The 23,443-nt window shown below is 72.2% G+C and carries 21 protein-coding genes; 11 read left to right on the top strand and 10 right to left on the bottom strand.

The features are described from left to right. Positions 1-121: 121 nt before the first annotated feature. The 5 genes from QRT03_RS31060 (at position 122) to QRT03_RS31040 (ending at position 7,945) form a co-directional block, all read left to right on the top strand. Positions 122-712, top strand: coding sequence for a TetR/AcrR family transcriptional regulator (locus tag QRT03_RS31060; protein WP_230760738.1), 591 nt, complete (start codon positions 122-124; stop codon positions 710-712). 527 nt (positions 713-1,239) lie between these two features. Then, positions 1,240-1,983 carry a hypothetical protein gene (locus QRT03_RS31055; RefSeq protein WP_286057053.1) on the top strand — a complete coding sequence of 248 codons (744 nt, stop codon included), beginning with the start codon at positions 1,240-1,242 and terminating at the stop codon, positions 1,981-1,983. 333 nt (positions 1,984-2,316) lie between these two features. Then, positions 2,317-7,254 (top strand): DEAD/DEAH box helicase, encoded by a 4,938-nt coding sequence (locus tag QRT03_RS31050; RefSeq protein ID WP_286057052.1) that lies wholly within the window; start codon positions 2,317-2,319, stop codon positions 7,252-7,254. 92 nt (positions 7,255-7,346) lie between these two features. Beyond that, positions 7,347-7,565, top strand: coding sequence for a hypothetical protein (locus QRT03_RS31045; protein WP_286057051.1), 219 nt, complete (start codon positions 7,347-7,349; stop codon positions 7,563-7,565). Further along, a complete protein-coding gene (locus QRT03_RS31040) occupies positions 7,565-7,945 on the top strand; it encodes a hypothetical protein (protein ID WP_286057050.1) in 381 nt (126 codons plus the stop codon). Before QRT03_RS31045 ends, QRT03_RS31040 begins: the two co-directional genes overlap by 1 nt. Positions 7,946-7,983: 38 nt before the next feature. On the opposite strand, the gene QRT03_RS31035 is transcribed toward QRT03_RS31040, so the two are convergent. Next, positions 7,984-8,106 (bottom strand): hypothetical protein, encoded by a 123-nt coding sequence (locus tag QRT03_RS31035; RefSeq protein ID WP_286057049.1) that lies wholly within the window; start codon positions 8,104-8,106, stop codon positions 7,984-7,986. 316 nt (positions 8,107-8,422) lie between these two features. On the opposite strand from QRT03_RS31035, the gene QRT03_RS31030 reads away from it, so the two are divergent. Beyond that, positions 8,423-9,298 (top strand): hypothetical protein, encoded by an 876-nt coding sequence (locus QRT03_RS31030; RefSeq protein WP_286057048.1) that lies wholly within the window; start codon positions 8,423-8,425, stop codon positions 9,296-9,298. Between the two features lie 234 nt (positions 9,299-9,532). After that, positions 9,533-9,838 carry a hypothetical protein gene (locus QRT03_RS31025; RefSeq protein WP_286057047.1) on the top strand — a complete coding sequence of 102 codons (306 nt, stop codon included), beginning with the start codon at positions 9,533-9,535 and terminating at the stop codon, positions 9,836-9,838. Positions 9,839-9,860: 22 nt separating this feature from the next. Here the strand turns inward: QRT03_RS31025 and QRT03_RS31020 are convergent, their stop codons facing one another. Both QRT03_RS31020 and QRT03_RS31015 read right to left on the bottom strand, forming a co-directional pair. Continuing rightward, positions 9,861-10,052 (bottom strand): hypothetical protein, encoded by a 192-nt coding sequence (locus QRT03_RS31020; protein WP_286057046.1) that lies wholly within the window; start codon positions 10,050-10,052, stop codon positions 9,861-9,863. A 77-nt stretch (positions 10,053-10,129) separates the two neighbouring features. Beyond that, positions 10,130-10,681: a hypothetical protein gene (locus tag QRT03_RS31015; protein ID WP_286057045.1), complete on the bottom strand. Its 552-nt coding sequence runs from the start codon at positions 10,679-10,681 to the stop codon at positions 10,130-10,132. Between the two features lie 160 nt (positions 10,682-10,841). Here QRT03_RS31015 and QRT03_RS31010 point away from each other — a divergent pair, with 160 nt between their 5' ends. Together QRT03_RS31010 and QRT03_RS31005 are read left to right on the top strand one after the other, a co-directional pair. Next, entirely contained in the window at positions 10,842-12,818 is a 1,977-nt protein-coding gene (locus QRT03_RS31010) for a hypothetical protein (protein WP_286057044.1), read from the top strand. 214 nt (positions 12,819-13,032) lie between these two features. Continuing rightward, a complete protein-coding gene (locus tag QRT03_RS31005; protein ID WP_286057043.1) occupies positions 13,033-13,776 on the top strand; it encodes a hypothetical protein in 744 nt (247 codons plus the stop codon). 156 nt (positions 13,777-13,932) lie between these two features. Here QRT03_RS31005 and QRT03_RS31000 read toward each other — a convergent pair whose 3' ends face one another. After that, positions 13,933-14,901 (bottom strand): trypsin-like serine peptidase, encoded by a 969-nt coding sequence (locus QRT03_RS31000; protein ID WP_286057042.1) that lies wholly within the window; start codon positions 14,899-14,901, stop codon positions 13,933-13,935. Positions 14,902-14,982: 81 nt separating this feature from the next. On the opposite strand from QRT03_RS31000, the gene QRT03_RS30995 reads away from it, so the two are divergent. Together QRT03_RS30995 and QRT03_RS30990 are read left to right on the top strand one after the other, a co-directional pair. Then, positions 14,983-15,354 carry a hypothetical protein gene (locus tag QRT03_RS30995; RefSeq protein ID WP_286057041.1) on the top strand — a complete coding sequence of 124 codons (372 nt, stop codon included), beginning with the start codon at positions 14,983-14,985 and terminating at the stop codon, positions 15,352-15,354. A gap of 330 nt (positions 15,355-15,684) precedes the next feature. Then, complete coding sequence (locus QRT03_RS30990; RefSeq protein WP_286057040.1) at positions 15,685-17,070, top strand: IS110 family RNA-guided transposase; 1,386 nt, start codon at positions 15,685-15,687, stop codon at positions 17,068-17,070. Positions 17,071-17,129: 59 nt separating this feature from the next. On the opposite strand, the gene QRT03_RS30985 is transcribed toward QRT03_RS30990, so the two are convergent. The 6 genes from QRT03_RS30985 to QRT03_RS30960 form a co-directional block, all read right to left on the bottom strand. After that, positions 17,130-17,615, bottom strand: coding sequence for a DUF732 domain-containing protein (locus tag QRT03_RS30985; RefSeq protein WP_286057039.1), 486 nt, complete (start codon positions 17,613-17,615; stop codon positions 17,130-17,132). A gap of 80 nt (positions 17,616-17,695) precedes the next feature. Then, positions 17,696-17,938 carry a hypothetical protein gene (locus QRT03_RS30980; protein WP_286057038.1) on the bottom strand — a complete coding sequence of 81 codons (243 nt, stop codon included), beginning with the start codon at positions 17,936-17,938 and terminating at the stop codon, positions 17,696-17,698. Positions 17,939-17,969: 31 nt separating this feature from the next. Then, positions 17,970-18,842 (bottom strand): hypothetical protein, encoded by an 873-nt coding sequence (locus QRT03_RS30975; protein ID WP_286057037.1) that lies wholly within the window; start codon positions 18,840-18,842, stop codon positions 17,970-17,972. A 38-nt stretch (positions 18,843-18,880) separates the two neighbouring features. Next, a complete protein-coding gene (locus QRT03_RS30970) occupies positions 18,881-21,346 on the bottom strand; it encodes a ferric reductase-like transmembrane domain-containing protein (protein ID WP_286057036.1) in 2,466 nt (821 codons plus the stop codon). Further along, positions 21,346-22,845 carry a DUF1996 domain-containing protein gene (locus tag QRT03_RS30965; protein WP_286057035.1) on the bottom strand — a complete coding sequence of 500 codons (1,500 nt, stop codon included), beginning with the start codon at positions 22,843-22,845 and terminating at the stop codon, positions 21,346-21,348. Before QRT03_RS30965 ends, QRT03_RS30970 begins: the two co-directional genes overlap by 1 nt. Further along, positions 22,842-23,438, bottom strand: a complete 597-nt coding sequence (locus QRT03_RS30960) for a hypothetical protein (protein WP_286057034.1) — start codon at positions 23,436-23,438, stop codon at positions 22,842-22,844. Before QRT03_RS30960 ends, QRT03_RS30965 begins: the two co-directional genes overlap by 4 nt. Positions 23,439-23,443 lie beyond the last annotated feature (5 nt).

Here is a 23,443-nt window from a genome sequence, read left to right as displayed (position 1 = left end):
ACTCGGACGGCCCACCAGTGGACATCAGCCATAAGCGCACCATGGGCGCAGCGCCGCCACGTGTCAAGACGCACAGTCGCCTCGTGTCCAGTTCTGGACGAGATCAGTAGACTCCACAGATGTGAGGGCTCCGGACGACAGCGGACGACGACAGACCATCGAGGCCGCCTTGTCCGCTGCCGCCGAGGAAGTGGCCGCCCACGGGTGGGACGGCCTCCAGATGCAGACCGTCGCCGCTCGCGTCGGCGTCAGCCGCCAGACCCTCTACAACGCGTTCACCAACAAGCACGGACTCGCCCAGGCCCTCGTCCTACGACTCACCGAACAGTTCCTCGCCGGTGTCGAGGACGCCCTCACCCAAGCCGACGACGTCATCGGGCAATGGCGCGCGGCCGTGCTCTACACCCTCGAAACAGCCGCAGCCGACCCACTGCTCAAGGCCGTCCTCACCGCCGAAGGCCGCGACGAACTGCTACCCCTGCTCACCAGCGACGCCGGCCCGGTCATCAACGCCGCCCGCCAACGACTCGCCGGAGCAATCCTGACCGCGCGCCCCGACGTCGACCCGGACACCGCCCGCCACGCGGCCGAGACGGCCACACGACTGGCCATCAGCCACATCGTCCTCCCGCTCCACCCCAACGACGAGGTCGCCACACTCATCGCGACCATCGTCGACCGCTTCATCGGATCGCCAACAACGCTCGAGTAGGCAGATGAAGTATCGAACCGCAAATATCCAGAGGCTGCGTGCGTGGCGAGTCCAGAAGCGGCCGCAAGAAGGCTTGAGCAGCTCATGGCCCCCGCGAACACCGCGATTCTGAGGGCGACTCCGAGGACAGGACGGTCCTCCTCTATCACCGCCCGGAGCCGCCAGGACACCGGGCAGTGCACCTGACTCCGCGAATTAGTGCAGTCGTCTTCAGCAAGTGACACGCGGCTACCTCGAGGAAGGCACCCGCTTCCGCGCCACCCATCCCGTTCGGGCCCTGACCTTCCTGACCTCGGGCGACCGCGAGAACCGCGACGGCTCGCGAGCCTGAGCTTCGCCCTGGACCGCACCCGCGGAGCGCTGCCGCCCGCTACGATCCGCTCGGCGGCCCGCAGCCCGCCCGACTCCGAACGACACGGCGCCCACGCCGCCTGGTCGTGACCGAGGACAAGCCGTCACCGACGCAGCGCGGCGCTCTTGCGGCCCAACTTCCGCGGGAGGCGTGGGATCCCGCCGAGGACACCACCATGAGCAGCAAGAGTTCACGCAAGCGGGCCCGCACCCGAGCGGTGCGCGCCGAGATGAGCAGGACCGGGGACAACTACACCCGCAGCACCGCCAGAGCCGGCGACAGCGCGCACCCCAGCCCTGAAGCCGGGGACCGTTCCGGGCGGACGGAGAGCGACGGTGCCGCGCAGGTCCACGTGCGGCGCCTGCTCGAGGCGCTGCGCGAGGAGGTACAAGGCCGCCTGCGCTACATCGAGGAGCTCGAGCGCGCCGGCGACCGCATCGTCACCGGCGGACCGAAGGGCGCCAGCAACGATGTGTGGGAGATCCACGACGCCCGCACCGGCGAGCTGATCGTCGAGGGCAGCGGTGGACCCCGCGGCTACGACGCCGCCTGGAAGCGCCTCTCGCTAGGCACCTGGGTCGAGCGCGACTTCATCGGCGACGACGACCCGGACACCCCGCTGCCGAGCGAGACCGTCACCACCGCGGGCATCCCGATCGGGCTGAGCCACGCCCTCATGGAGTGGATCGAGAACGCCACGACGCCGGACTCCGAGATCGCGGCGTTCACCGGATGGTCAGTCGACACCGTCTCCGTGTGCCGGACCGACCTGAGCGAGGCCTTGCGCGCCGGGTGGCTCGCCGAGCCTCCCGGCGCGGGCGCACCCGATGACGGCGACGACAACCCCTTCCTCCCAGGCACCGAAGAGCACCACGAACACGACCTCTACATGCACATGATCGCGGCCAGGGACGACTGAGATGCGCCCTCGCGTCCCCACCACAGCGAGCGGGGGACGACGAGTCAGCGGAGCCGGGCGACCGGGCGAGGCTGCGGACTGCTCGGCGCACCTGCCGAGCACGCCCGCCATCACGGCCCCAAGGTTGCTCTCACTACGGCCCAACCCGTTCGAGCGCTCGGCGTTCGACCTCTGCTCTCCCGGCGGCGTGACGGGGGCGTGATGGCGGCGCGGGAGTCTGCGGCGCCTACGTCCCTGGCGCGAGCGGGTCAGTGGTTTCGTAGGCTGCGCGCCGCCGCGGCGCGTCGACAGGCGTGCTTCGGCGGGGATGGCCGCGAGGGGGATGGGGCAGCCGTGAGTTCGATCCAGGACGTCATCGAGGCGCTGCGCACGGAGCCGTCGAACTCCGAGCGGGGCACGAAGTTCGAGCAGCTGATGGTCCGCTACTTCGCGCTCGACCCACTGCTGGCCGGGCGCTACGACCAGGTATGGCGCTGGATCGACTGGCCCGGCCGCGGCGGCAAGCCCGACACCGGCATCGACCTGGTCGCCCGGGAACGCGACACCGGCGCGCTGACCGCGATCCAGTGCAAGTTCTACGAGCCCACCACCACCCTGGCGAAAGAGCACATCGACTCCTTCTTCACCGCCTCGGGCAAGACCGGGTTCACCAACCGGATCATCATCTCCACCACCGACCGGTGGGGAAAGAACGCCGAGGACGCCCTCGAAGGCCAGGCGATCCCGGTACAGCGCATCGGGCTCGCCGAGATCGCCGACTCCCCGATCGACTGGGACATCGCCTGGCCGGCGGGTGAGCTGCACGTCGAGCCCCGCGAGGCGACTCGCCACGAGCCCCGCCCGCACCAGGCCCAGGCCATCGACGCGGTGTTCACCGGGTTCACCGGCCACGACCGCGGCAAGCTGATCATGGCGTGCGGGACCGGGAAGACGTTCACCGCGCTGAAGATCGTCGAGCGGCTCGCCGCCGAACAGGGCGGCAACGCGCGGGTGCTGTTCGCGGTGCCGTCGATCTCGCTGCTCTCCCAGACCCTGCGCGAGTGGACCGCCCAGACCCGCCTGGACCTGCGGGCATTCGCGGTCTGCTCGGACACCAAGGTCTCCCGCGCCGCCGAGGACATCAACGTCCACGACGTCGCCATCCCGGTCACCACCCGCCCCGAGGTCCTCGCCGAGCAGATGGGCCACCGCAAGCGCGCCAAGGGCCTGACGGTGGTGTTCACGACCTACCAGTCGCTGCCCGTGGTCGCCGGCGCCCAGACCCAGGGCGTGGACCCCTTCGACCTGATCATCTGCGACGAGGCGCACCGCACCACCGGGGTCACCGTCGCCGGCGGCGACGAATCGAACTTCGTGCGCGTGCACGACGCGGACTACCTGCACGCCACCCGGCGGCTCTACATGACCGCCACCCCGCGAATCTTCGACGACAACATCAAGGCCAAGGCCGACGAGGTCTCCGCCGAGCTGACCTCGATGGACGACGAGACCAAGTACGGGCCGGAGTTCCACCGGCTCTCCTTCGGCGCCGCGGTCGAGCGCGGGCTGCTCACCGACTACAAGGTCCTCGTGCTGACCGTCGACGAGGAACTCGTCGCCGCCCCGCTGCAGGCCCAGCTCGCCGGCCAGACCGGCGAGCTCCGGCTGGATGACGCCACCAAGATCGTCGGGTGCTGGAACGGGCTGGCCAAACGCGCCGGCCGCTCCCCGGACGGCACCGGCTTCGCCCCCGGCGAGCCCCCGATGCGTCGCGCGGTCGCGTTCGCCCAGAACATCGCCGACTCCAAAAAGATCAGGGACCTCTTCCCGCAGGTCGTCGACGCGTACCGCACGCTGCTCACCGACTCCGAGAACAACGGCGCCACCGTCGACACCACCAACCTCGAGCTTGACACCGCGGTCCGCCACGTCGACGGCACGTTCAACGCCCTGGACCGCAACCGGCAGCTGACCTGGCTCAAGGCCCCCGTCCCCGACGGCGAGTGCCGCATCCTGAGCAACGCCCGCTGCCTCTCCGAAGGGGTCGACGTCCCAGCCCTCGACGCGGTCATGTTCCTGCACCCGCGCTCGAGCGTCGTCGACGTCGTGCAATCCGTCGGACGGGTCATGCGCCGCTCCCCGGGCAAGGACTACGGCTACATCATCCTGCCCGTCGCCGTCCCCGCCGGAGTCGCACCCTCGAAGGCCCTCGCCGACAACCGCCGCTTCCGCGTCGTCTGGCAGGTCCTCAACGCCCTGCGCGCCCACGACGACCGCTTCAACGCCATGGTCAACTCCATCGCGCTGAACAGCGCGACCCCTGGCGCGGAGAAAGGCCAGGGCAACGACCAGCTCCTCGGTGACCACATCGGCCCGATCCGCCCCGAGGCCGAGACCGCGACCGGCGCCACCGCTACCGACGAGACCGCCGCCTTGAATACCACCGGTCACACCGTCCAAGGCGAGACTGACGAGCAGAACACGACCGGCGGCGAGATCGCCAAACAGATGGCCCTGTTCGCGCTCTCGGAGTGGCGGGAAGCGATCTTCGCCCGGATCGTCGACAAGGTCGGCACCCGCACCTACTGGGAGGACTGGGCCCGCGACGTCGCCGACATCGCTACAGCCCTGATCACTCGGATCGATGCGATGCTCGAGGGGGCCGACGCCGAGGTAGCTCGCGGCTTCGAGGGGTTCCTGCAGGGACTGCGCGACAACCTGAACGACTCGATCAGCCGGGACGACGCGGTCAGCATGCTCGCCCAGCACCTGATCACCAAACCGGTGTTCGACGCCCTGTTCTCTGACTACGAGTTCGCCTCGAGCAACCCTGTCTCGCAGGTCATGGAGACGATGCTGGCCGAGCTCGGCGACGCCGGGCTGAGCGCCGAGACCGCGCACCTGGAGGGCTTCTACGCCTCGGTGCGCACGCGCGCTGCTGAAGTGACCACGCTGGAGGGCAAGCAGCAGGTTATCGCTGACCTCTACGACCGATTCTTCACCATCGGCTTCGCCAAGCAGGCCGCTGCCCTCGGCATTGTCTACACCCCGGTTGACATCGTCGACTTCATCCTCCGCTCCGCCGAGGACGTACTGCAGCGCCACTTCGGGCACGGTCTGAGCGATGAGGGCGTCCACATCCTCGACGGGTTCACCGGCACTGGCACGTTCATCACCCGCCTGATTCAGTCCGGGCTGATTAACAGCCATGACTTGGCCCGCAAGTACGCCCACGAGCTGCACGCCAACGAGATCATGCTGCTCGCCTACTACATCGCGGCAGTCAACATCGAGACCACTTATCACGAAGCCGTCGCAGGAGATAGCTACGAACCCTTCCCCGGGCTCGTGCTTACCGACACCTTCCAGTCATGGGAAGACGACGACCGCCCCGACCTCGACGTGTTCCCCGAGAACAACGAACGCCTCGACCGCCTCAAGCGCCTGGACATCCAAGTCATAGTCGGCAACCCACCCTGGTCGGTCGGGCAGGAATCGGCCAACGACAATAATCAGAATCAGAAGTACCCTGGCCTCGATGGTGCCATTCGCGCCACGTATGCCGAACGCTCCAGCGCTCGCAGCCAACGCACTCTTTATGACTCCTACATCCGCGCCATCAAGTGGGCGAGTCTGAGGATCAAAGAGCGCGGCGTCATCGCGTATGTCACGAATGGCGGGTGGCTGGACTCCAACACCGCCAACGGTATGCGACTGAGTCTTGCCGACGAGTTCAGCGACATCTACGTCTACAACCTGCGCGGTAATCGACGTGCCGGTGGTGCCGAGGGGCGACCTGTCTGGGAGGCGTCCGCCCGCAACCGCGGCGGGTCAATTGCCACCGTCGCTATCGTTCTCCTGGTCCGCGACCCTGCCCGGTCCGGGCCTGCTCAGGTGCACTACAGCCAGGCTGGCGACTTCACCACGGCCGTCGAGAAGATCGACGAGCTCAAGGCAGCGGGCAGCGTCGTCGCGATGAACTCCCGAGTCATCACACCTAACGAGCACGGCGACTGGATCAACCAGCGAAGCGACGACTTCCTCGCCTGGCCGGTGATCGGCGACAAGAGCGCCAGCCCCCGGATTTTTGACCGGTACTCCCTCGGACTCGCCACTGGGCGCGACGCCTGGTGCTACAACTTCTCCCGCACTTCCTTGACTGCCAACGTGCAGAGAACCATCGACTTCTACAACTCGCAGGTTGATAGCTTCGCGCGGGCACAGATCAGCGCGAGCGCAGACCGTAAGGCGGCCGTAGATAAGTTCATCGACGCGGACTCGGCGCAGATGAGCTGGAATCGCAACGCCCGGCAGGACCTCGGCCGAGGCGTCCGCTACGAGTTCGACGAGGCCGCCGTCATGGTCGGCGCCTACCGCCCGTTCACCTCGCAGATCGTCTACTTCCACCGCGATCTGAACGCTATGGTCTATCAGTTGCCCGGGATCTTCCCCACTCCGCAGCACGAGAACATCGGCATTGTCCTAACAGGGCCGGCCTCGCATTACGAATTCACACCCTTCATGAGTGCTCAGCTGCCGAACCTGCACTTGCTCGACACCGCCCAGTACTTCCCGCGCTGGATCTACGAGAAGGTGCAGCAGCTCGACGGCACTCTGAACGTCGATCTGCACGCGGACGGGGCTGTGGTCATCGACGGATACCGGCGAAGAGACAATATCAGCGATGAGATCGTCGCCATGTACGAATCGGCGCTCGGTGGCCCTGTAGCCAAGGACGACGTCTTCTACTTCGTCTACGGGCTGTTGCACGACCCCAACTACCGCCAGACCTACGCGTCGGACCTGCGCAAGATGCTGCCCCGCCTTCCTGTGCCCGCAAGCAGGGAGCGCTTCCAGCAGCTCGCTGCGGCGGGCAGGGCCCTAGCGGCACTGCATATCGACTACGAGCACGTCGAGCCCTATCCGCTCACGGTGACCGTCATACCCGGGGCCGATCCCGAGGACCGAGAGACGTGGCGGGTCTCCAAGATGAAGTGGACGACCCGCGGGGAGCATACCGCGATCATCTACAACCCGAAGGTACGGATCACCGGCATCCCCGAAGAGGCTGAGCGCTATCAGCTCGGATCCCGCAGCGCCCTCGGGTGGATCATCGACCGCTACCAGCGCAAGGTCGACAAGGCCTCCGGGATCGTCAACGACCCCAACGACTGGTGCGACGAGCACGACGACCCTCGCTACATCATCACCCTCATCCAGAAGGTCACCACGGTCGCAATGCGAACCGTGGAGATCGTCGACGGTCTTCCCGCACCCGAGAAGCAGGGGTGACGTCGAGGACCCGAGTGGGTTCGACCTCAGTCGACTCGCCATCGGCGAGCAGCGATGGCGTACGAGCGGCTATCGGTGTTCAGATCTTCGGTATGGCCGCCCGCGTGCGCTTCGAGGACAAGCCCGACCGCAACGGCTACTGGGCCAGCGTCGACGGCCGCTGGAAGGCCAAGGAACGCCGGGTGCGCGGGGAGCCGCCGGCGGTCACGCTCACCGACACCACCAGGCGCACGGTCTTCGCCGAAACCGGCGCCTCGTGGATCCGGCTCGCGGACTGGGCCGCGGTCCGCGCGATGATCGCCGCGCACTGATGCCGCGCCCACCCGAGCCGGGCGCGACCACCATGCCGTGTCCGACCCAGACACCGCTGAGCGTCACCGAGCACCAGCTGGTGGTGCTGATGACCGACTACGAGCACAAGCCGTTCGTCGAACCCGAGGAATGGTGCTCCCTCGAGCTCGACCACGGCGGGGACCACTACGCCGACCTCCCGTTCGACCACATCGTCAACGACACCGAGGAAGTCGTGTGGCTGCGCTGGAGCGACGACGGCGCCACCCGGCACATCCTCACCGCGATGTTCTGCGGGAAACCGTGCCCGGATGTGGCCACCGGCGACCCGCACTGTCGCAACCCCACCGGGCACGCCGGGCAGCACTCCTGGACCTACGACTCCCAGGGCATCTACTAGCCCCTCACTTGTCCGCTACTAGCTCCCGGCCTCGGGGGTCAGGCGGCGAGGAGGTTGAGCAGGTCGCCCGGTCCGCCCGGCTGCTCATCGAGGGCGGGGTCACCTTCCGCGGCCGCGGCGGTCCCCACCGCGGCGGGAGGGCAGACGAGGGCGCGCAGCATGCTGGCGGGGCTGCCTCGGCTGGGCCGGGCGTGTGGTGGACCGGGGCGGTGCAGAGCGGCGGCGTCGGGTTGTCCGGGGGCGGATCGATGGCATGATCGTCGGGCGTGGTGTCGGGTGCCCCCCACCTGCACTGCGTGGTCCGGCGCCCTCCCCCCGGGCGTCGGACCCCTCACCCCAGCCCTCCATTTCCCTGGCTGCGAGCCTTCGGGCGTCGCTTACGGTCGCCCGCCCGAGCCGTTGGTGATCACGGCTAGGCTCGTGCGCCTGGCTGTTCGGACTGGACGGGCTGGCGTGGCCGGTGGGAGGGCGGATGTGGTGGCGTCGAGTCCGACGGGGCCGAGCCGGCGGCGCGGGAAGTTCCGGGAGCTGGTGAACACCTGTCACGGGATGCTGCTGCGCGCCGGTCTGGAGGTCTCGCTCGGCGAGCTTGACGCGCTGCTCGCCGAGCACGTCAGGGTGACCGCCGCGCAGGGCGGGGTCAGCGAACAGACCGCGCTGCGCTCCCACGTCGACGTCGCCTGGGCCCGCTCGACCGCCGAGCGGCTCATCGTCGACGCCGCCCGAGGCCTGCCGCTCGACGTCCTTGGGCGCAGCCGTCAGGCCGAGCCCGCGCCGCCGGACGACGCCCGGGACCCGCAGAGCGCGGCGGGATCGTCCGGAGGTGTCCTGGACACCGCCGCGGCGCTCTCGGTGCTCGCCGCCCTCGGGCAGGCCCAGCTCTACGCCGTGGTCAACGACGCCGCCCGGACGCACGCGGCGCAGGCCGCTCCCGAGAAGGCGCCGAGGCGACCGCCGCGGGGAAGTGCAGCGGTGGGGGTGGCCAGGTTCGACGCGGCGGCCGCAGCGGAGGTGACCACGCTGCTGGCGACCGCGGTAGCCGACGATCCCGCGGCCGGGTCGGTGTGGGTACCGCTGGAGGCGCTACGCGCCGCGCTGCGCACGCTGGCGGTGTTCGTGGCCCATCTCGACGACAGTGGGTGGCTGCTGTGCCGGTGCTGCCCACCCGAGGAACAGGCCGAGGGGATCGCCGAGCTCCGGGCGCGTGTCGCCGTCGACGCCGCCCACCTCGAGCACGCCCTGCAACAGGCCCTCGCACGCACTCCCGGTTATGACAGCGCTGCCCGCCCCGCCCTGGCCACGGTGCTGCCGATGCGCCGCTCCAAGCACCGCCGCCGCACTCCGTCCCCCTGACGAACCATCGGCGGAGACGTCCACCGTCGACAACAGCACGTGTGCTGGGCACCGCGCGGCCGGGGTGACATGGTCGCCGGGTGGTCAGGACCAGCCGCGCAGCACTCCGAGGAAGCTGATGCCGCGATGGCGCAGGTGACGCCAGGTCCGCCAGGTCTTCACGGTGGTGAGCCTGCCCCGCCCGAGCGATCGCGTCATTCGAACAACAGTTCTAGGCTGTGTCGGGTGCGGCCGATGTCAGCGAGAGCGCGCGCGGTACGCCGCGCGGAGGGGGAGCGGGTGATCCGCTCGGCGGCGCTGCTGCGCGACGGGGAGCCGTTGACCCCGCAGACCCGCGCGGCGCTGGCCGACCTGCTCGAGCATCTCGGGGGACCGGCGTGCGAGGTCGCGCTGACCACCATCTTCGACCGGGCGGTGCGCGCGGCGCAGTGCGTGTGGGAACCGCACCGGGCCTCCGCGCTCGACATCCCGCCGCCCACCGTCGGCGGCGGGCTGCCCAGCGACGCCGGCGCGCAACGGGGTCGACGGCGCCGGCTCTGAACACCGCCGGTGGCGGCCGGGGTCAGGAGCTGGGCAGCACGACCCAGCCGGTGGGCCACGGGGTCGGGTGCTCGGGGTCGGTGACGACGTCCTCGCCGACCCGGACCCGGCCCTGGGTGATCGCGGCCAGGGCGCGCTCGTCGTTGATCCCGGCTGCACGCATCCGCTCGGCCAGCGTCGCCGGGCGCGGCACCGGCTGCGGGTACTCGATCACGCGTTCGACGCTAACCGCACCCGGAGCACAGCACCGGGACCGACGCTCCCACGACTGCGTGACGGGGGACCGCGGGTTCAGGTGTCGGCGGGGCGGGTGCCGACGCCGTGTTCGTCGGGCTGGGCGAGCAGCGGGACCACCGCGGCCCAGCTGCCCTCGGGGAACAGGACCCCGACGTCGAGGTCGGGTATCTGGTCGGGCTGTTCGCGCTGGGTCTGCCACCACAGCGGGACCTCACCGGTGATCACCCACATCTCCCCGGTGCGGTGCGCGGCCTCGATGGCCTGCGCGGTGCCCGGCGCGTCCGGGACCAGCCCGAGCGGGACCATCCAGCGCACCCCGCCCCGGTCCCGGGCACCGGGGGTGAGGTCCTGCAGCGCGGCGACGTCGACCTCGGCGGGCCGCTCGGCGCCGAGCAGCAACGGCGAGCCCGCATGGTGCAGGTCCAGGACGACCCCCCGCGCGGCGGGGCCGGCGCCGGCCCAGCTGCGGCCGGGCGCGAGGTGGCAGAACCCGGCCCGGGTGGGGTCGGCGAGGTGGGCGACCAGCGTCCACTGCGGCAGCATCAACCCGGCCCCGGGAAGGCCGAGGGTGCCCGGCGGCAGCGTCGGGCACGGCCAGATACTCACCAGACCCTCCCCCTGCCCTGTCCCGTCCTGTCCTGCGCCCGGTCGGCCGTTGTCGGGGGTCATCCCAGCACCGCGGGCAGGGTGATCGCGAGAGCTGCCCGGGTCACGGTCGCGGCCCGCGCGGGCCCGTCGCCGGCGTGGGGCGCGGTTAGATGCCGGGATGGCGCGGGAGTCGTTCGTGCGGCGGGTGGTGTCCTCGGTGGGGGTCGACCGGGACGGGCGTGCGGTGGTGGACCGGATGCCGGGGGTGTGGACGCTGGTCCACCGCGGCCGCAGCGGCGGCGGCCGGCTGGATGTGTGGGCCTTCCCCGACCGAGCCACGGCGTACGCGGCGGGCGCTGAGCTCGCCCTGGAGAGCGGGCTGGACGAGGACCCGGCGGCGGTTGCCCTGGTCGAGCAGGGACACCACGCCGAGGTCCTGGCCCACTACGAGGCGACCCAGCCCGAGGGGTTCCTGCTGCGGGTGCAGGCGGCGTTCCTGATCGGCTCCGACGGCCGGTTCGTCCCCGACGACCCCGCTCTGCCCGCCGACCCCAGCCCCGATCCCGACCCAGCCGCTGACCTGCGGGACGGCTCCGTCGCGCGGGCAACGGGCGCACCGACCACGTCCGACGACGACCAGCGCGACAGCGACCAGAGCGGCGACGGGTTCGGGGGTGGCGACGGGTTCGGGGACGGCGGGCAGGACGACCAGGGGAAGGGTGTGGTCGATCCGGGGCAGTGGTCCCGGGTGAGCGTCGCGGATCCGGAGTGGTGGCGGTGGACGTCGCTGCTCACCTCCGGGCAGGCTCCGCCGGCGACCGCCTCGGGCGGCCTGCACCGGGCCCTGGTCGAGGCGTTCACGGCCGCGGGGTGGCCGGTGGAGGCGGAGAGCTACCCGGAGGTCGGCTGGTGGTTGTCCTACCCGGGTCCGGTGAAGATGCAGATCCTCGACCCGGAGGTGAACCCCGACGTAGCCATCGGCGACGATCCCGGCGAGGAGTCCGGCGACGACCCCCGAGAGGTGGCCGATGCCGGGGCGGGTGGGTATCTGCCCGCGGTCCGGGCGGTGACCGGCGGGGCGGGGTTCGAGCTGTTGTGCGCGGCGCCGCTGCTGCTGGAGATGACCAGCGAGCTCGACCCGTTCGGCGAAGAGCGTGGCGGCCCGGTGGGCGAGCACCCGCACCTACCCGGGGACGTGGACCCGGTCGCGGTGGTGGCCCGGGTCGGCGACCAGCTCGGCGAGGCGCGGGCCGCCGCGCTCGCCGACGCGATCACCGACGTGTCGTGCGATCTGTGCGGGGACCAGTATCAGAGCGAGGCGCTGCTCGCGATCGACGCCGAGGGTGCGCTGGTGTGCCCGGCGTGCGTGTTCGACGGCGACGTCGATCCGGTGTTCCTGCCCGCGCTGGTCGCCGAGGTCGACCAGGCCCGTGGTGTCGACCTCGCGGCGCCGGCGATGTGGGGGGCGGTGGCCGCGCTGGTGGGGCTGCTCGCCCGCCCAGGGCTGCGGGGGCGCGCCGCCCGCGCGTGTGGGCGCAGGTTCGTCCTGATGGGCACGGAGTGGGACAACCCGGCGATGGTGTGGTGCTGGCTCCCGCCAACGGCGGGGCGGCCGGCGTGGCTGACCGACCGCGGCCCCGGGCTGGCGCTCGCCGCGCTGACCCACGCCGCGTCCACCGCCGAGCCCGCTCTGTTCACCGAGTTCGCCCGCCGTGGCCACGAGCACGCCTCGTCGGTGGGCGAGTCACAGCGCGCGTGGCTGATCGACCGGTGCTGGCCCGCGGTGCTGGCCTACCGGACCGCGATCGCCACCCAGGACTGGGAACGGCGCGCGCACCGCGCCCCCGAGCATGTCGCCGAGTCCTTCGACACCCTCGCCGAGCACGCCGACCTGCTCGGCGTCGAGACCCACCAGCTCGACCTCGCCGGCGAGCTCCTGGCCCTCGGGCTCGAACTCACCACCGAGCTCTTCCCCGCCCCGCCGCCGCTGCCGCACCCCACCGCCGCCGCCAACCCCACCGCCGCCAACCCCACCGCCGCCAACCCCATCGCTGGCGGCCCATCCGAGGATGCCCGCGCGCAGGGCCTGGCCGACCCGATCCCGCTGCAAGGTCGCCGCCGCCGACCTCGCTCTGGACGCGACACCCCGTCCTGACCTCCCCCGGCCGGGCTGAGTCGGGCCGAGTCGAGTCAGGCTTAGCCCGGGCTGAGCCCGGGCCAGGCGCCCGCGGGCGCTACACCGGTGAGGTTGTCGGTGGCCCGTGCGACCCTCGCCGCCGACAGGCCAGGAGGCGGCACCGCAAAGTCCGACCGGCCGGGTCGGTCGGGTCGGTCGGGTCGTGGTGGATGAGTCGGGGAGGATCGCGATGGTGAGCACCGAGTCGGCGCAGCGGCCCGCGCAGGCGGGGGAGCTGTGCACGTGCGGGCGTCTCGCGATCGTGGTGTTCGAGGGCGGCCGCTTCGGTGACACCGGTTACTGCGGGCGCCCCGACGGCGGCGAGCACCCCGACGGGACGTGCGTGTTCTGCGGCGACGAGGTCGACCACGACCACTACTGGTCCGCGCAGGTCCGCGCCGGCCGCGACGCGGTGGGGGTCGGTGACGGTCAGGCGCAGTCCGGGCGGTGCCCGCTCTACCGGCTGCGTCTGGCCGATCCGCTCCCGGTCCTGGCGCCGGGCTCGGTGCGCCGCTACGACCCGGCCACCGACCGGCTCGAGCGGGCCCCGGGCCGGCTGCGTGAAGAGCTGAACGGGATCGTCGTCGACGCCCTGCACGCCGCGGGCCGGGAGCTGGCCGCCGGGCAGTTCGACCGTCTGGACCTGAGCCACGAGATCGGCGCCGAGCAGATCCTCGAGGAACTCGCCGCCCACGGCGACCGGGCCGCGGTCGTCCTCGCGGTCAACGTGGCGACCGAGTCGATCGACGAGGTCGAACTCGACGAGCTCGCCGGGCAGGTCTGGCAGGTGGGCGAGTCGGACTTCGTCGCCGGGGTCGCCGACCACTGGTCCCAGACCGACCCCGTGGACCGGCCGCTGCTGGTGCTGCGCCACCTGGTCCGCCGCCGGATCAACCCCGAGGCCCCGGCCGCGATCCACCGCACCTGGATCAGCTGAGCCCACCCGCGGCCGAGCGCAGCCAGCCCGGCTCCGAGTCGGCGGCGCGTGGTACCGGTCGCGGGCAACGGGGTATCAGGCCGGGGCGGGACCGCTGTCAAGAAGCGGCGGCGGACCGCGCCCCTCGCGGGCTGAGGCGGGGGACCCGTCCCCGAGTCACGCGGGCCCCGCGGAGTCCATGGAGCGGTAGAGGGCGAGGGCGTCGTCGTCGAGCCGGGCACTCCACCGGTCGTTTGACGAGAGCCGGTAGTGGCTGCCGACCCCGATGACGTAGCCGGCGCCGGCGGCCGGGTCGAAGTCGGTGAGCACGGGGCCGCCGGAGAACCCGGCGGTCATCTCGCAGGCCATACCCCACGATCTCGCGCCAGCCGGGTCGTCGGTCGCCGCCGCCGGCGCCGAGCAGCGCCGCAGGGTGGTCCCGTCGAACGGCTCCTCGCCCGGGTAGCCGAGCAGAGTCACCGGCGGCTGGTCGGCGGGCAGGGAAAACGAGATGCCCTGCGCCCCGGTCACCGCGGCGATGGTCTTCCCGTCCTGCGGGGCCAGGCGCAGGAACGCCACGTCGTGCGACCAGTCCTGGCCCTTGGCCCAGCGCTGGTCGACCGCGACCGAGTCGACCTTCCAGCGGCCGTAGGGGGCGCGGCGCCCGTCGCGGCCGGGGATGAACTCGATGTCCTGGGCCCACTGCCCGTCGAGGAACACGCAGTGCCCCGCGGTGGCGAGCACTGACCCGGACTGCGAGGCGACGACGGTGGCGGTGCACGCCCCGTCCTGACCGTCCTCGGTCCCGAACAACTGCCCGACCGCCGACCCCGCCAGCCCCGCGTTGTAGCGGTCCCCGGAAGGGTCGGCCGCGGGAGCCGGGGCGCCGCGGACCGGACCTGTAGTCGGGTCGAGAACCACCCGGGCATCAGCCACCGCGACCACCCGGCCGTGACCCGGGGCCGAGGCGAGGATGGTCGCGTCGCCGAGCGACCGCTGCGCGGCGACGAGAGCGGTGCCAGGGGCGGCGGGAGCGGCGATCGTGAGCGCGACGACGACCAGCAGGAAGGCGGATCGCGGGAAGCGCTGCACATACAAGAGACCCGAACCGGCCCACCCCAGGATCCCGTCTGTGGTGTGGGTCACTCGGTGGAACCGGTGGTGGGTGACGGGGAGTCTCCATCTCGACGGGTCGAACCCGCACACCCGCCCGAGGGAGGCGCCGCCGTGCACCAGCAGCCACCCGCCGACGACCCCGACATGCCGGACGCCGGGGACCCTGAGCTGCGCGACCGGGTCCGGCTGGCGGACTTCTACGACGGCGCGCTCGAGCTGCACGAAGACCGGGCGATCCGCGCCCGGCTCGCCCACGACCCCCGGGCCCGGCGCATCCTGGCCGAGGTTCGCGCGGTCCGGGAGTTCGAGGACCGGCTGCGGGCGGCGTTCCACGCCAGCCCGCCGCCCGAGCAGCGCCACATCATACGCTCGATCGGGCTCGACCCCGCCCTCCTCGAAGCCTCAGACCCCCAGCGCTCAGCCCGGATCGCCGCCAGCACCACCTACGTCCTGGACCCGCACACCGCCCCCGAACACCATTGACCGCGCCGCGCCGCGCCGCGCCGCGCTGTGGCCCGGCCCGGTTCGGCCGAACCCAGACGGCCGATACGGTCGGGCCACGACATCTAGCGTCGGTGGCAGCTCCAGGAGGTCTGGGGTGAGGTTCGCGGTGCGGGTGTCTACGGCTGGCCCCGACTGGATCGACAGTCCTCTGTACTGATCGTCGAGACGCCCGTGCCGCGGCCGCGTCAGGCCAGGGCCTTGTTGGGAACGCGGAGCCGCGCAACGGACTCCTCCTCAGATGTCCGGGTCGAAGCCTGCTGCGGTCGCGGTGTCACGGGAACCCGAGGAGACGACCAGGAAGGGGAGCCCGTGCGCGAGCTCCGGCTGGGTATCGACGTGGCATGCCGGGAGGACCACCGCGCGGCGCTGGCCGATGAGACCGGCGCGCTGCTGTGGACCAACCGCCGCTTCCAGACCGGCAGCGAAGAGCTCGAGGCGGTCTGGAGGGCGGTCGAGGCGGTCCGCGCCGATCACGGTGACGCGCCGGTCGTGGTCGTGATGGAACCGACCCGCAATGCGTGGGTGGCGCTGGCGGCCTGGCTACGTCACCGGGGCGCGCAGGTGCGACTGGTCCCCCCGGAGCAGTCCGCGGACTTGCGGAAGTACTACAACAAGCACGCCAAAACCGATCGGCTCGACTGCGAACTGCTGGCTCGGATACCGCTGCTGCACCCCGGCGGGTTGGTCGCGACCCCCGGACTGGGACCGGCTGAGGCGTTGCGCCGCGCGGTCGGGCGCCGCGCCGGCCTGGTCGCGCGACGCACCGCCTCGCTGCAGCGTCTCGACGCGCTGCTCGAGCTACTCGGACCCGCCTGGACCGCGGCTCTGGGCACCGACCCGGGCAAAGCGGCCTGCAGCGTGCTCGAGCGCTACAGCGATCCGCACGCCCTGCTCAGGCTGGGGCGGGCCCGACTGACTCGGCTGCTGATCCGCACCAGCCGCGGGGCCTGGCGCGAGGACAAGGCCGATGCCCTGCTCGCCGCCGCCCGGGCGACTCTGTCGCTCTGGCCGGAGGGCGCCATCGACTTCGCCGAACTCGCCGAGGACATCGCCGCCGAGACCCGCCTGCTGCGCGGACTCGACGACGAGATCGACCACGTCGACGACCGGATCGCCGTGGCCTACCAGCACGCTGATCCCACCGGCATCCTCGCCTCGGTCCCCGGACTCGGCCCGGTCCTGGCCGCCGCGATCCTGGGCCGCCTCGGCGACCCCAGCCGCTTCCGTGATCTGGCCGCGGTCCGCGCCTACACCGGCCTGGTCCCCAGGATCAGCCAGTCCGGCACCTCCGAGACCCACCAGGGACCCACCAAGGCCGGTGATCACGTCCTGCGCTGGTCGTTGTTCATCGCCGCTGACCACGCCCGCAAGACCGACCCCGGTCTGGCCGCCCGCTACCAGCGGCTACGCGACCGCGGCAAACACCACAACAGCGCGCTCTGCACCCTGGCCGCGGTCCTGGTGACCCGCATCGCCGCATGCTGGCGCAGCGGCAAGCACTACCGCCTCCACGACCTCGACGGCCGCGAGATCAGCGACCCCGAGGGCCGGGCGCTGGCCAGCAGGATCAACACCGAAGCCACCCAAGCCCGCGCCCGGACCACGACAGGGACGGGCCGGCGAAGCAAGGAGTCGCACAGCGCTCCATCGACCGGCCCGTCGAAAACGCACTCTACGACCCGCCCCGCAGCTTGACTCCCCTTAGGAACTCAGGGCACGAGGGGCGTACGCCGCAATCGCTGGTCGATGGCGGTCTAGTTGGTCTTGAGCTTGGGGAGGTTGGCGGGGCAGTAGATGGCGGTGGCGGCGCCGATGATGAACCCGGTGTTCTCCGGGGTCGGGCCACCCAGAGCGTCGCGCAGCGCTTCGGCCAGCCCGGGCACCGTGACCCCGGAGTCGAGGGATTGGCAGACCGACGACGCCACCTGGGTGCGGGTCTGTTCGTCGCCGACCTGCAGATTCTTGCTCGCGAGTGCCTGGGTGAACGCGTCGTCGCGTTGCTCGGGGGAGAGCTGCGGGGCCTGCGACGGCGAGGGAATCTCCGCCGCCTGCGCCGAGGTCCCGGCCGGTGTCGATGCTCCTGGCGGTGCTGGGGCTGCGGGGGAAGTCAGGGCGTTGGACGGGGCGGGGGGACCTGCGCAGCCCGCGGCGCCGGCGAGAGCAAGGACGACCGCAGCGGCAACAACTAGCGTCCCCGACCTGCTCAGGACGGGGGCAGGCGCAGTTCTCGTGCTGTCCATGTGGTGATCCTTCTGCTCGGGCGCGTTGATCGTGTCGCGCGCTGGGGTGCTGGGCGGGGTGGGCACAGCGGTCACGGCGGTCACGGCCCGCCGGTCGGTCCGGGGAACTGGCGGGGCCGGTGGGCCTCCTCGCGCAGCGCCGGGGAGGAATCGAGAGCGTGTTCGGCGTGCCCGGACGGCGGCGGGTCCCCGGCCGGGGTGGGGCGGGCGAGGCCGAGGTGGCGTCGGCGCCGCCGTGCCCGCCAGTCGGTGACCGCGCCGGTGAGCACGAGGACGGCCACGATCCCGGCGGCCCACCACCACACGACGCCCACCGCGCCCACGGCGACCTCCCTGGTTGCTGTCTCGGTGCGGTCAGTTGATCCGGTCGAAGATGGCGTAGCGCCCGGCGGGGCCGACGCCGCCGTCGTTGGCGAGCCACGCGCTGACCGGGCCGGCGGGGGCGGTCGCGACGTCGTCGGGGAGGTCGATGGTGGTGACGACGCCCTCGATGATCCCGCCGGGCGGGAGCTCGTTGTCGTCCTCGAGGGAGCTGACGGTGCGGGCGGGGACGACGCTGGCCCGCACGATGCAGGTCCCGGGGTCGAGGCCGCGGTAAGCGGGCGGTGGGTTGCCGTTGCCGGTGGGCCGGCGGGGGTCGTTGATGCAGTCCGAGGGGGCGATGAAGCTGCCGAGGCTCTCGTGCACCGGCGGCAGGGACACCACCCCGCCGAGGCCGACCCAGATGTCCGGGGCGGCGCCGTTGGAGTTCAGCGGAGACGGGGCGCCCCGGTCCTGGGCGTCGTTGCGGATCACGACCGGTGCGGTGAGGTAATGCCGCCCGGGTGGCGCGGAGCGGGTCGCGGCGCCGCGCGCGGAGACTGCGGGGGTGAAGGGTCCGACGCCGATCGAGTACCGGTAGCCGCCGCGGGTGAACGCGAACGTCGGGTCCGGCAGCGCCGGTACCGACGGTCCCGGCGGCACCGCGGCAGGCGCGGTGGGCGCGGGCGAGGCGGTCGTGTCGTCGCGGTGGGCGAGCAGACGTACGAGCAGCACCACCGCGACCACCAGCAGCGTGCCGACCGCGACCAGCAGCCACGGCGGCGCGTGGCGCCACCACGGCGCCTGCCCCGGTCCCGCAGGAGCCCAGCCCGGCGGAACCGCCCCGTACCCGGAGCCGGTGCCGGTACCGGGGTCGGTGGGCGGGTCAGCCGGGCTCGGGTCCCGAGCGGGCCGGTGCTCGCTCACGCGCTGCCTCCTGCTGGTCGGTGCTGGTCGGTGCTGCTTTAGTAGCGTTCGGTGGCGATCGCGGCGGCGGGGACGTCGAGCCGGTCGAGGGCGGCCAGGGTGCCGGTGATGACGGCGTCGGGTCCGCAGACGAAGAATCCGTACTGGTCGAGTCCGCTCTCGGGCAGGACCTCGCGCAGCAGTGCGGGGTCGATCCAGCGGCCGTCGAGCCAGGTCACCTCGAGGTCCAGCAGCGCGGCGAGAGCGTCGAGCTCCCCGGCGTAGGGCCTCCCGGGGGCGGAGACGACGAGGCGGTGGCGGCGCTGGTCGCGATCGTCGGCGAGGGTCCGCAGGATCGCCAGCATCGGGGCGATCCCGGATCCGCCGGCGATGAGGACCAGCCCACCGGCGGCGCGGTCCCCGGCGATCGTGGTGTCGGGGGTGAACGCGCCGTGCGGGCCGTCGAGGTAGACCGTGGCCCCGGGTGTGAGTGCGGTGAGCCGGCGGGTGAACCGGCCGGCAGGGCTGATGGTGAGCTCGAGGTAGCGGTGTTCGTGGGCGGAGGAGGCCAGGGTGAACGGGTGCTCCCCGGCGGGGCGGGGCCAGCGGGTGCGGCGCAGCCACACGAACTGGCCGGGAGCGAACCGCAGTCCGTGGTCGGTGCCGGCGGCGGGGACCAGGCGCAGCGTGACCAGCCCGCCGGGTTCGCGGCGGCTGGTGTGGATCAGCATCGGGACCGCCCGCCCGGGGCGCCACCACCACCGCGCGATGAGCACCGCCGCGATCGCGAGGGCCAGGACCAGGGTCCACGCGAGTCCGGCGGCGGTGTCGGGGACGTGCATCCAGACGATGTGCAGCCCGGCCGCGATCGCGACTGATGCGGCGGCTGACACGTGCAGCCCGCGCCGGGTCCGGTGAGGCAGCAGGCGGGCCAGGGGCCGGGTGAACATCACCGCGGCGGCCAGCAGTGCCGCGGCGGCGGCGAGGCCGGAGGCGATCGGGGCGGAGGCGCCGATCGGGTTGAGCAGCGCGAGGCCCTTCGGGCTGTAGGCGACCACGACCCCGACATGGATCGCGACCGCGGCCAGCGCGCCGTAACCCAGCAGCCGGTGCCAGCCCAGCAGCCCTGGCCACCCCACGGTGCGGGTCAGCCGCCGTGACCGCGACATCGTCACCACCGCGAGCGCCAACGCACCCACCCCGGCCACCCCGGCAAAGGACAGGACCGCCTTGGCTCCCCGCGGGGTCGCCCCCGACAGCCAGGTCGCCGTGAGGGGAAGCACCAGCGCGACCCCGACCGCGGCCAGCACCCACTCCCGGCGCAGCCCCCGCGACGCGGGCTCGGGGCGTGCGGCGAGGGGGACCAGCGTCGAGGACCCAGCCGGCGCTGGCATAGAGACGGCGGGGACCGGTGGAGCGAGGTCCTCGGTAGACCTCACCGACGGTGGCGACGACAGTGCAGATGCGGATGTCGGGCCCACGTCGCAGGGGTGCTCGGCGGCCCGCGGGTAGCAGGCCCCGAACCCGCCGGTCGACACCGACGACGACGACGAGCTAGGCGCCAGGCTCGGGCCGGGCGGTGCGGCCGGGCCGGTCGGCGAGGTTGTCGCGATGGGGACGAGCTCGATGGTGAGCTCGGCCGGTGCCGGGGGCGGCACGACGGCGGCCGGTGTCAGAGCGGCCGCGAGCTGGGGGCGGGCCGCGGCGGTGAGCGCGGCCGGGGCGGGGGAGCGGTCGGGTGCGACGCGTTGCGCGGTGGCATGGACGGGCAGGGGCACGACGGCAGCGGGGTCGAGGGCGGGGAGGTCGATCAGGCGGGGCCGGGTCCAGTGCGCCTCGAGGTCGACCGGGCAGCGCGCGATCCCGAACCCGAGCACGAGCCCGAACACGACGTGCCCGAGCAGCGACAGCGAGATCGTGGTGGGGGTCAGCGGGAAGAGCATCTGCTGCCCGCGCCCGGTCAGGGCGACGGTGGCGATCAGCCCACCCCAGGTCGGGACGACCGCGAACAGCACCGCTGCGGTGACGACCAGGCGCCGCCCGAGATGGCGCAGCCCGGTCGCGGCGGTGAGCACCACGAACACCACGCCGAGTCCGCCGCCGTCACCGGCGTAGCGCCACACGTAGCCGGCGACCCCGCCGAGGACGAGCTGCGAGGGGTCGAGGTCGAGCAGCCAGGTGCCCATGGTGGGGATGAAATCGGCCCACCACCCCAGCAGCGCGACGGTGTCGAGGCGGACCAGGTCGTACACCGCGGTCGCAGCGATCCCCCAACGCAGCCCGACGGTGATGAGCCGGTCCTCCGGGGTCGGGGCGAACACTGCCAGGCACGCCAGCAAGATCGTGGCCGGAACGATCAGCAGCCCCGCGGTGAGGTGCATCGGGGACACCCCGGCGACGTGCGCGGTGATCGCAAGCAGCGGCAGCGCCGCGAGCACCAGGTGCGCCCCCACCCGCGGGGTGATCGCCCGCGGGTCCACCAGCCCCAGCACCAGCCGCTGTCCCCGTGCGGGCAACAGGGCCATCAGTGCCCCATCCCCGCCATCCCCGCCATCCCGGCCGGCGCAGCGGGGGCGGCGCTGCTGGAGCTGGAGCTGGGGGTCTGGCCCCAGGAGCCCATGTCGGCCATCGCCGAGTCGTAGTTCTTCGCCTGCGGGACCTGGTCGGAGAACCCGAGCCGCCCGGCGCGGGAGGTGTCCTGATCGGAGCCTTGGGTGCAGGCCTGGGCGGCGTTGATGCAGTTCGCGCCGGCCTGGGCACGAGCCTCCGAGGACAGGTACTCCAGCAGGGCGTGGTCGGTGACCGGGTTGTGCTGCTGCTCGGGGAAGGAGTCGATCGCATACGAGCGGCCGGGCAGGTCCTGGTAGCCCACGGTGATCCGCAGCGCCGGCACCGGGGTCTTGTCGGTCGGGCACTCGCCGCTCTGGTCGGGGTAGGTGAGGTGCTCGGTGTGGGTCTCGGAGTCGAGGTCCTTGCCGTTCCAGCAGGACGGGAAGTCATAGACCCGCTGCATCTGGTCCCCGGCGGGGCAGGCGAGGTACTTGTCCGAGACCCGGTCCGGGCTGCTCGCGCACGCGAACTTGGCGTTCGAGCCCTTGCCGGTGGAGGCGGCCTTGGCCGAGCCGGTCACCAGGGTCATGTTCAGCGGCATCGGCGAGACCGGGCGGGTGCCGTGGCCGTGGAAGGTGTAGTCCACCGCGGTCGGCTCGATGAACGAGCCGACGTTGCCGTCCAGGGAGCCGCCGTCCTGCCCGACGTCCGGGCCGACCCCGGCCAGGTCGCGCATCACCGGCCAGAAGATCGGGGACTTGTCGCCGTTGGTGCAGGTCGTCGAGGACTCCTCGAGGGTGGACTGGTCGGTGCCCGAGGCGGCGTTGGTGGAGTTGTTGCCCGCGTAGTCGTGGGTGTGCTGGGCGCCGTTGCGCTTGCCCGGGGCGATGATGAAGTTGTCGGAGTTGTGGTGATCTGAGAGCGGGCAGGAGAACGAGTAGGAGCCGCCGGAGAACTGGCCGCCCTGCCCGACCTGCTGGTTCGAGGCCACCTGCGACATGTCGGTGTACTCGTCCGCGCTCGCCCTCCCGGCCTTGTCCCGCCCCGGAAACTCTGCGTCTCCGCCCTGGCCCCCGGCCCCCGAGTCCTTCCCGGACTCCTTGCCCGAGTCCTTCCCGGCTCCGGACCCGTCACCTGAGTCCTTCTGGTCGCCGCTCTTGTCGTCCTGGGACTTGTCGTCCTTCGACTTCGACGACGAGTCGTCCTTCGAGCTCCCCGAGTCCCCGGAGCTCGAGTCTCCGGAGCCGCCGGAGTCGTCCTTGTCCTTGGCCTCGCCGGAGTCGTCGCTACCTGCGGCGAGGTGCACCTCGAGGGTCGGGGTGGGGCTGGTGGCGTGGGCGAGGACGGCGAGACCGGCGACGGGGACACCGACCGCGACCAGCAGCGCGGCCACCACAGCGAGAGCGAGCCGAGCTCGACGCGGCAGGGCGGGGCGCGGCAGGGCGCGGGCGGGGCCGCGGCGGCCGGCGCTCACCCGGCCCGCCGGGACCGGTCACGACGCCTACGGCGCAGCGCGGGGCGCGGCAGCGGGCGTTCCGGGACCGATAGCACCGGGGTGTGCGCGGCCCACCAGCCCGCCGTGAGGGCCTCCCGGTGATCGGTGGGCGGGGTGAGGTCCCAGATCGCGGCGCTGGTCACCAGCAGCACCGACCCCGCGGCGACCGCCTGCTCCCAGGCGCGGAACCCGACCCGGTCGACCCGGCGGGCGGGCAGTGTCATCGCGATCCCGCGGACCGCGGTCTCCCCGCCGCGGCCGCCCTTGGTCGGGCGGACCAGGGTCGCGGTGGCCGAGCCGGTGACCGCGATCGCCACCCCCGGGTCGGTCGGACCGACGAGCTCCCAGTGGGTGGGGTCGGTGACCAGTCGGAACCCCCGCCACGCCGGGGGGTCGCCGGGGTCGCTGGCCCACTCGGCGAGCGCGACCCGCGGGACCCACAGCGCCGGGCCCGGCAGCAGCCGCGGGTCGAGCTCGGGGTCCACCGCGCCGGGCAGCATCTCCACCGCCAACGTCCCCGCATGTGGAGTCGCGCTGTCGTCGTGGGTGAGCAACTCGTGCTCCCAGCTCACACGTC

The organism is Actinomycetospora termitidis (assembly GCF_030286555.1).
GTDB lineage: Bacteria > Actinomycetota > Actinomycetes > Mycobacteriales > Pseudonocardiaceae > Actinomycetospora > Actinomycetospora termitidis.
Note: the sequence above shows the minus strand (reverse complement) of the source record. Positions and strands in the feature narration are given on the sequence as shown.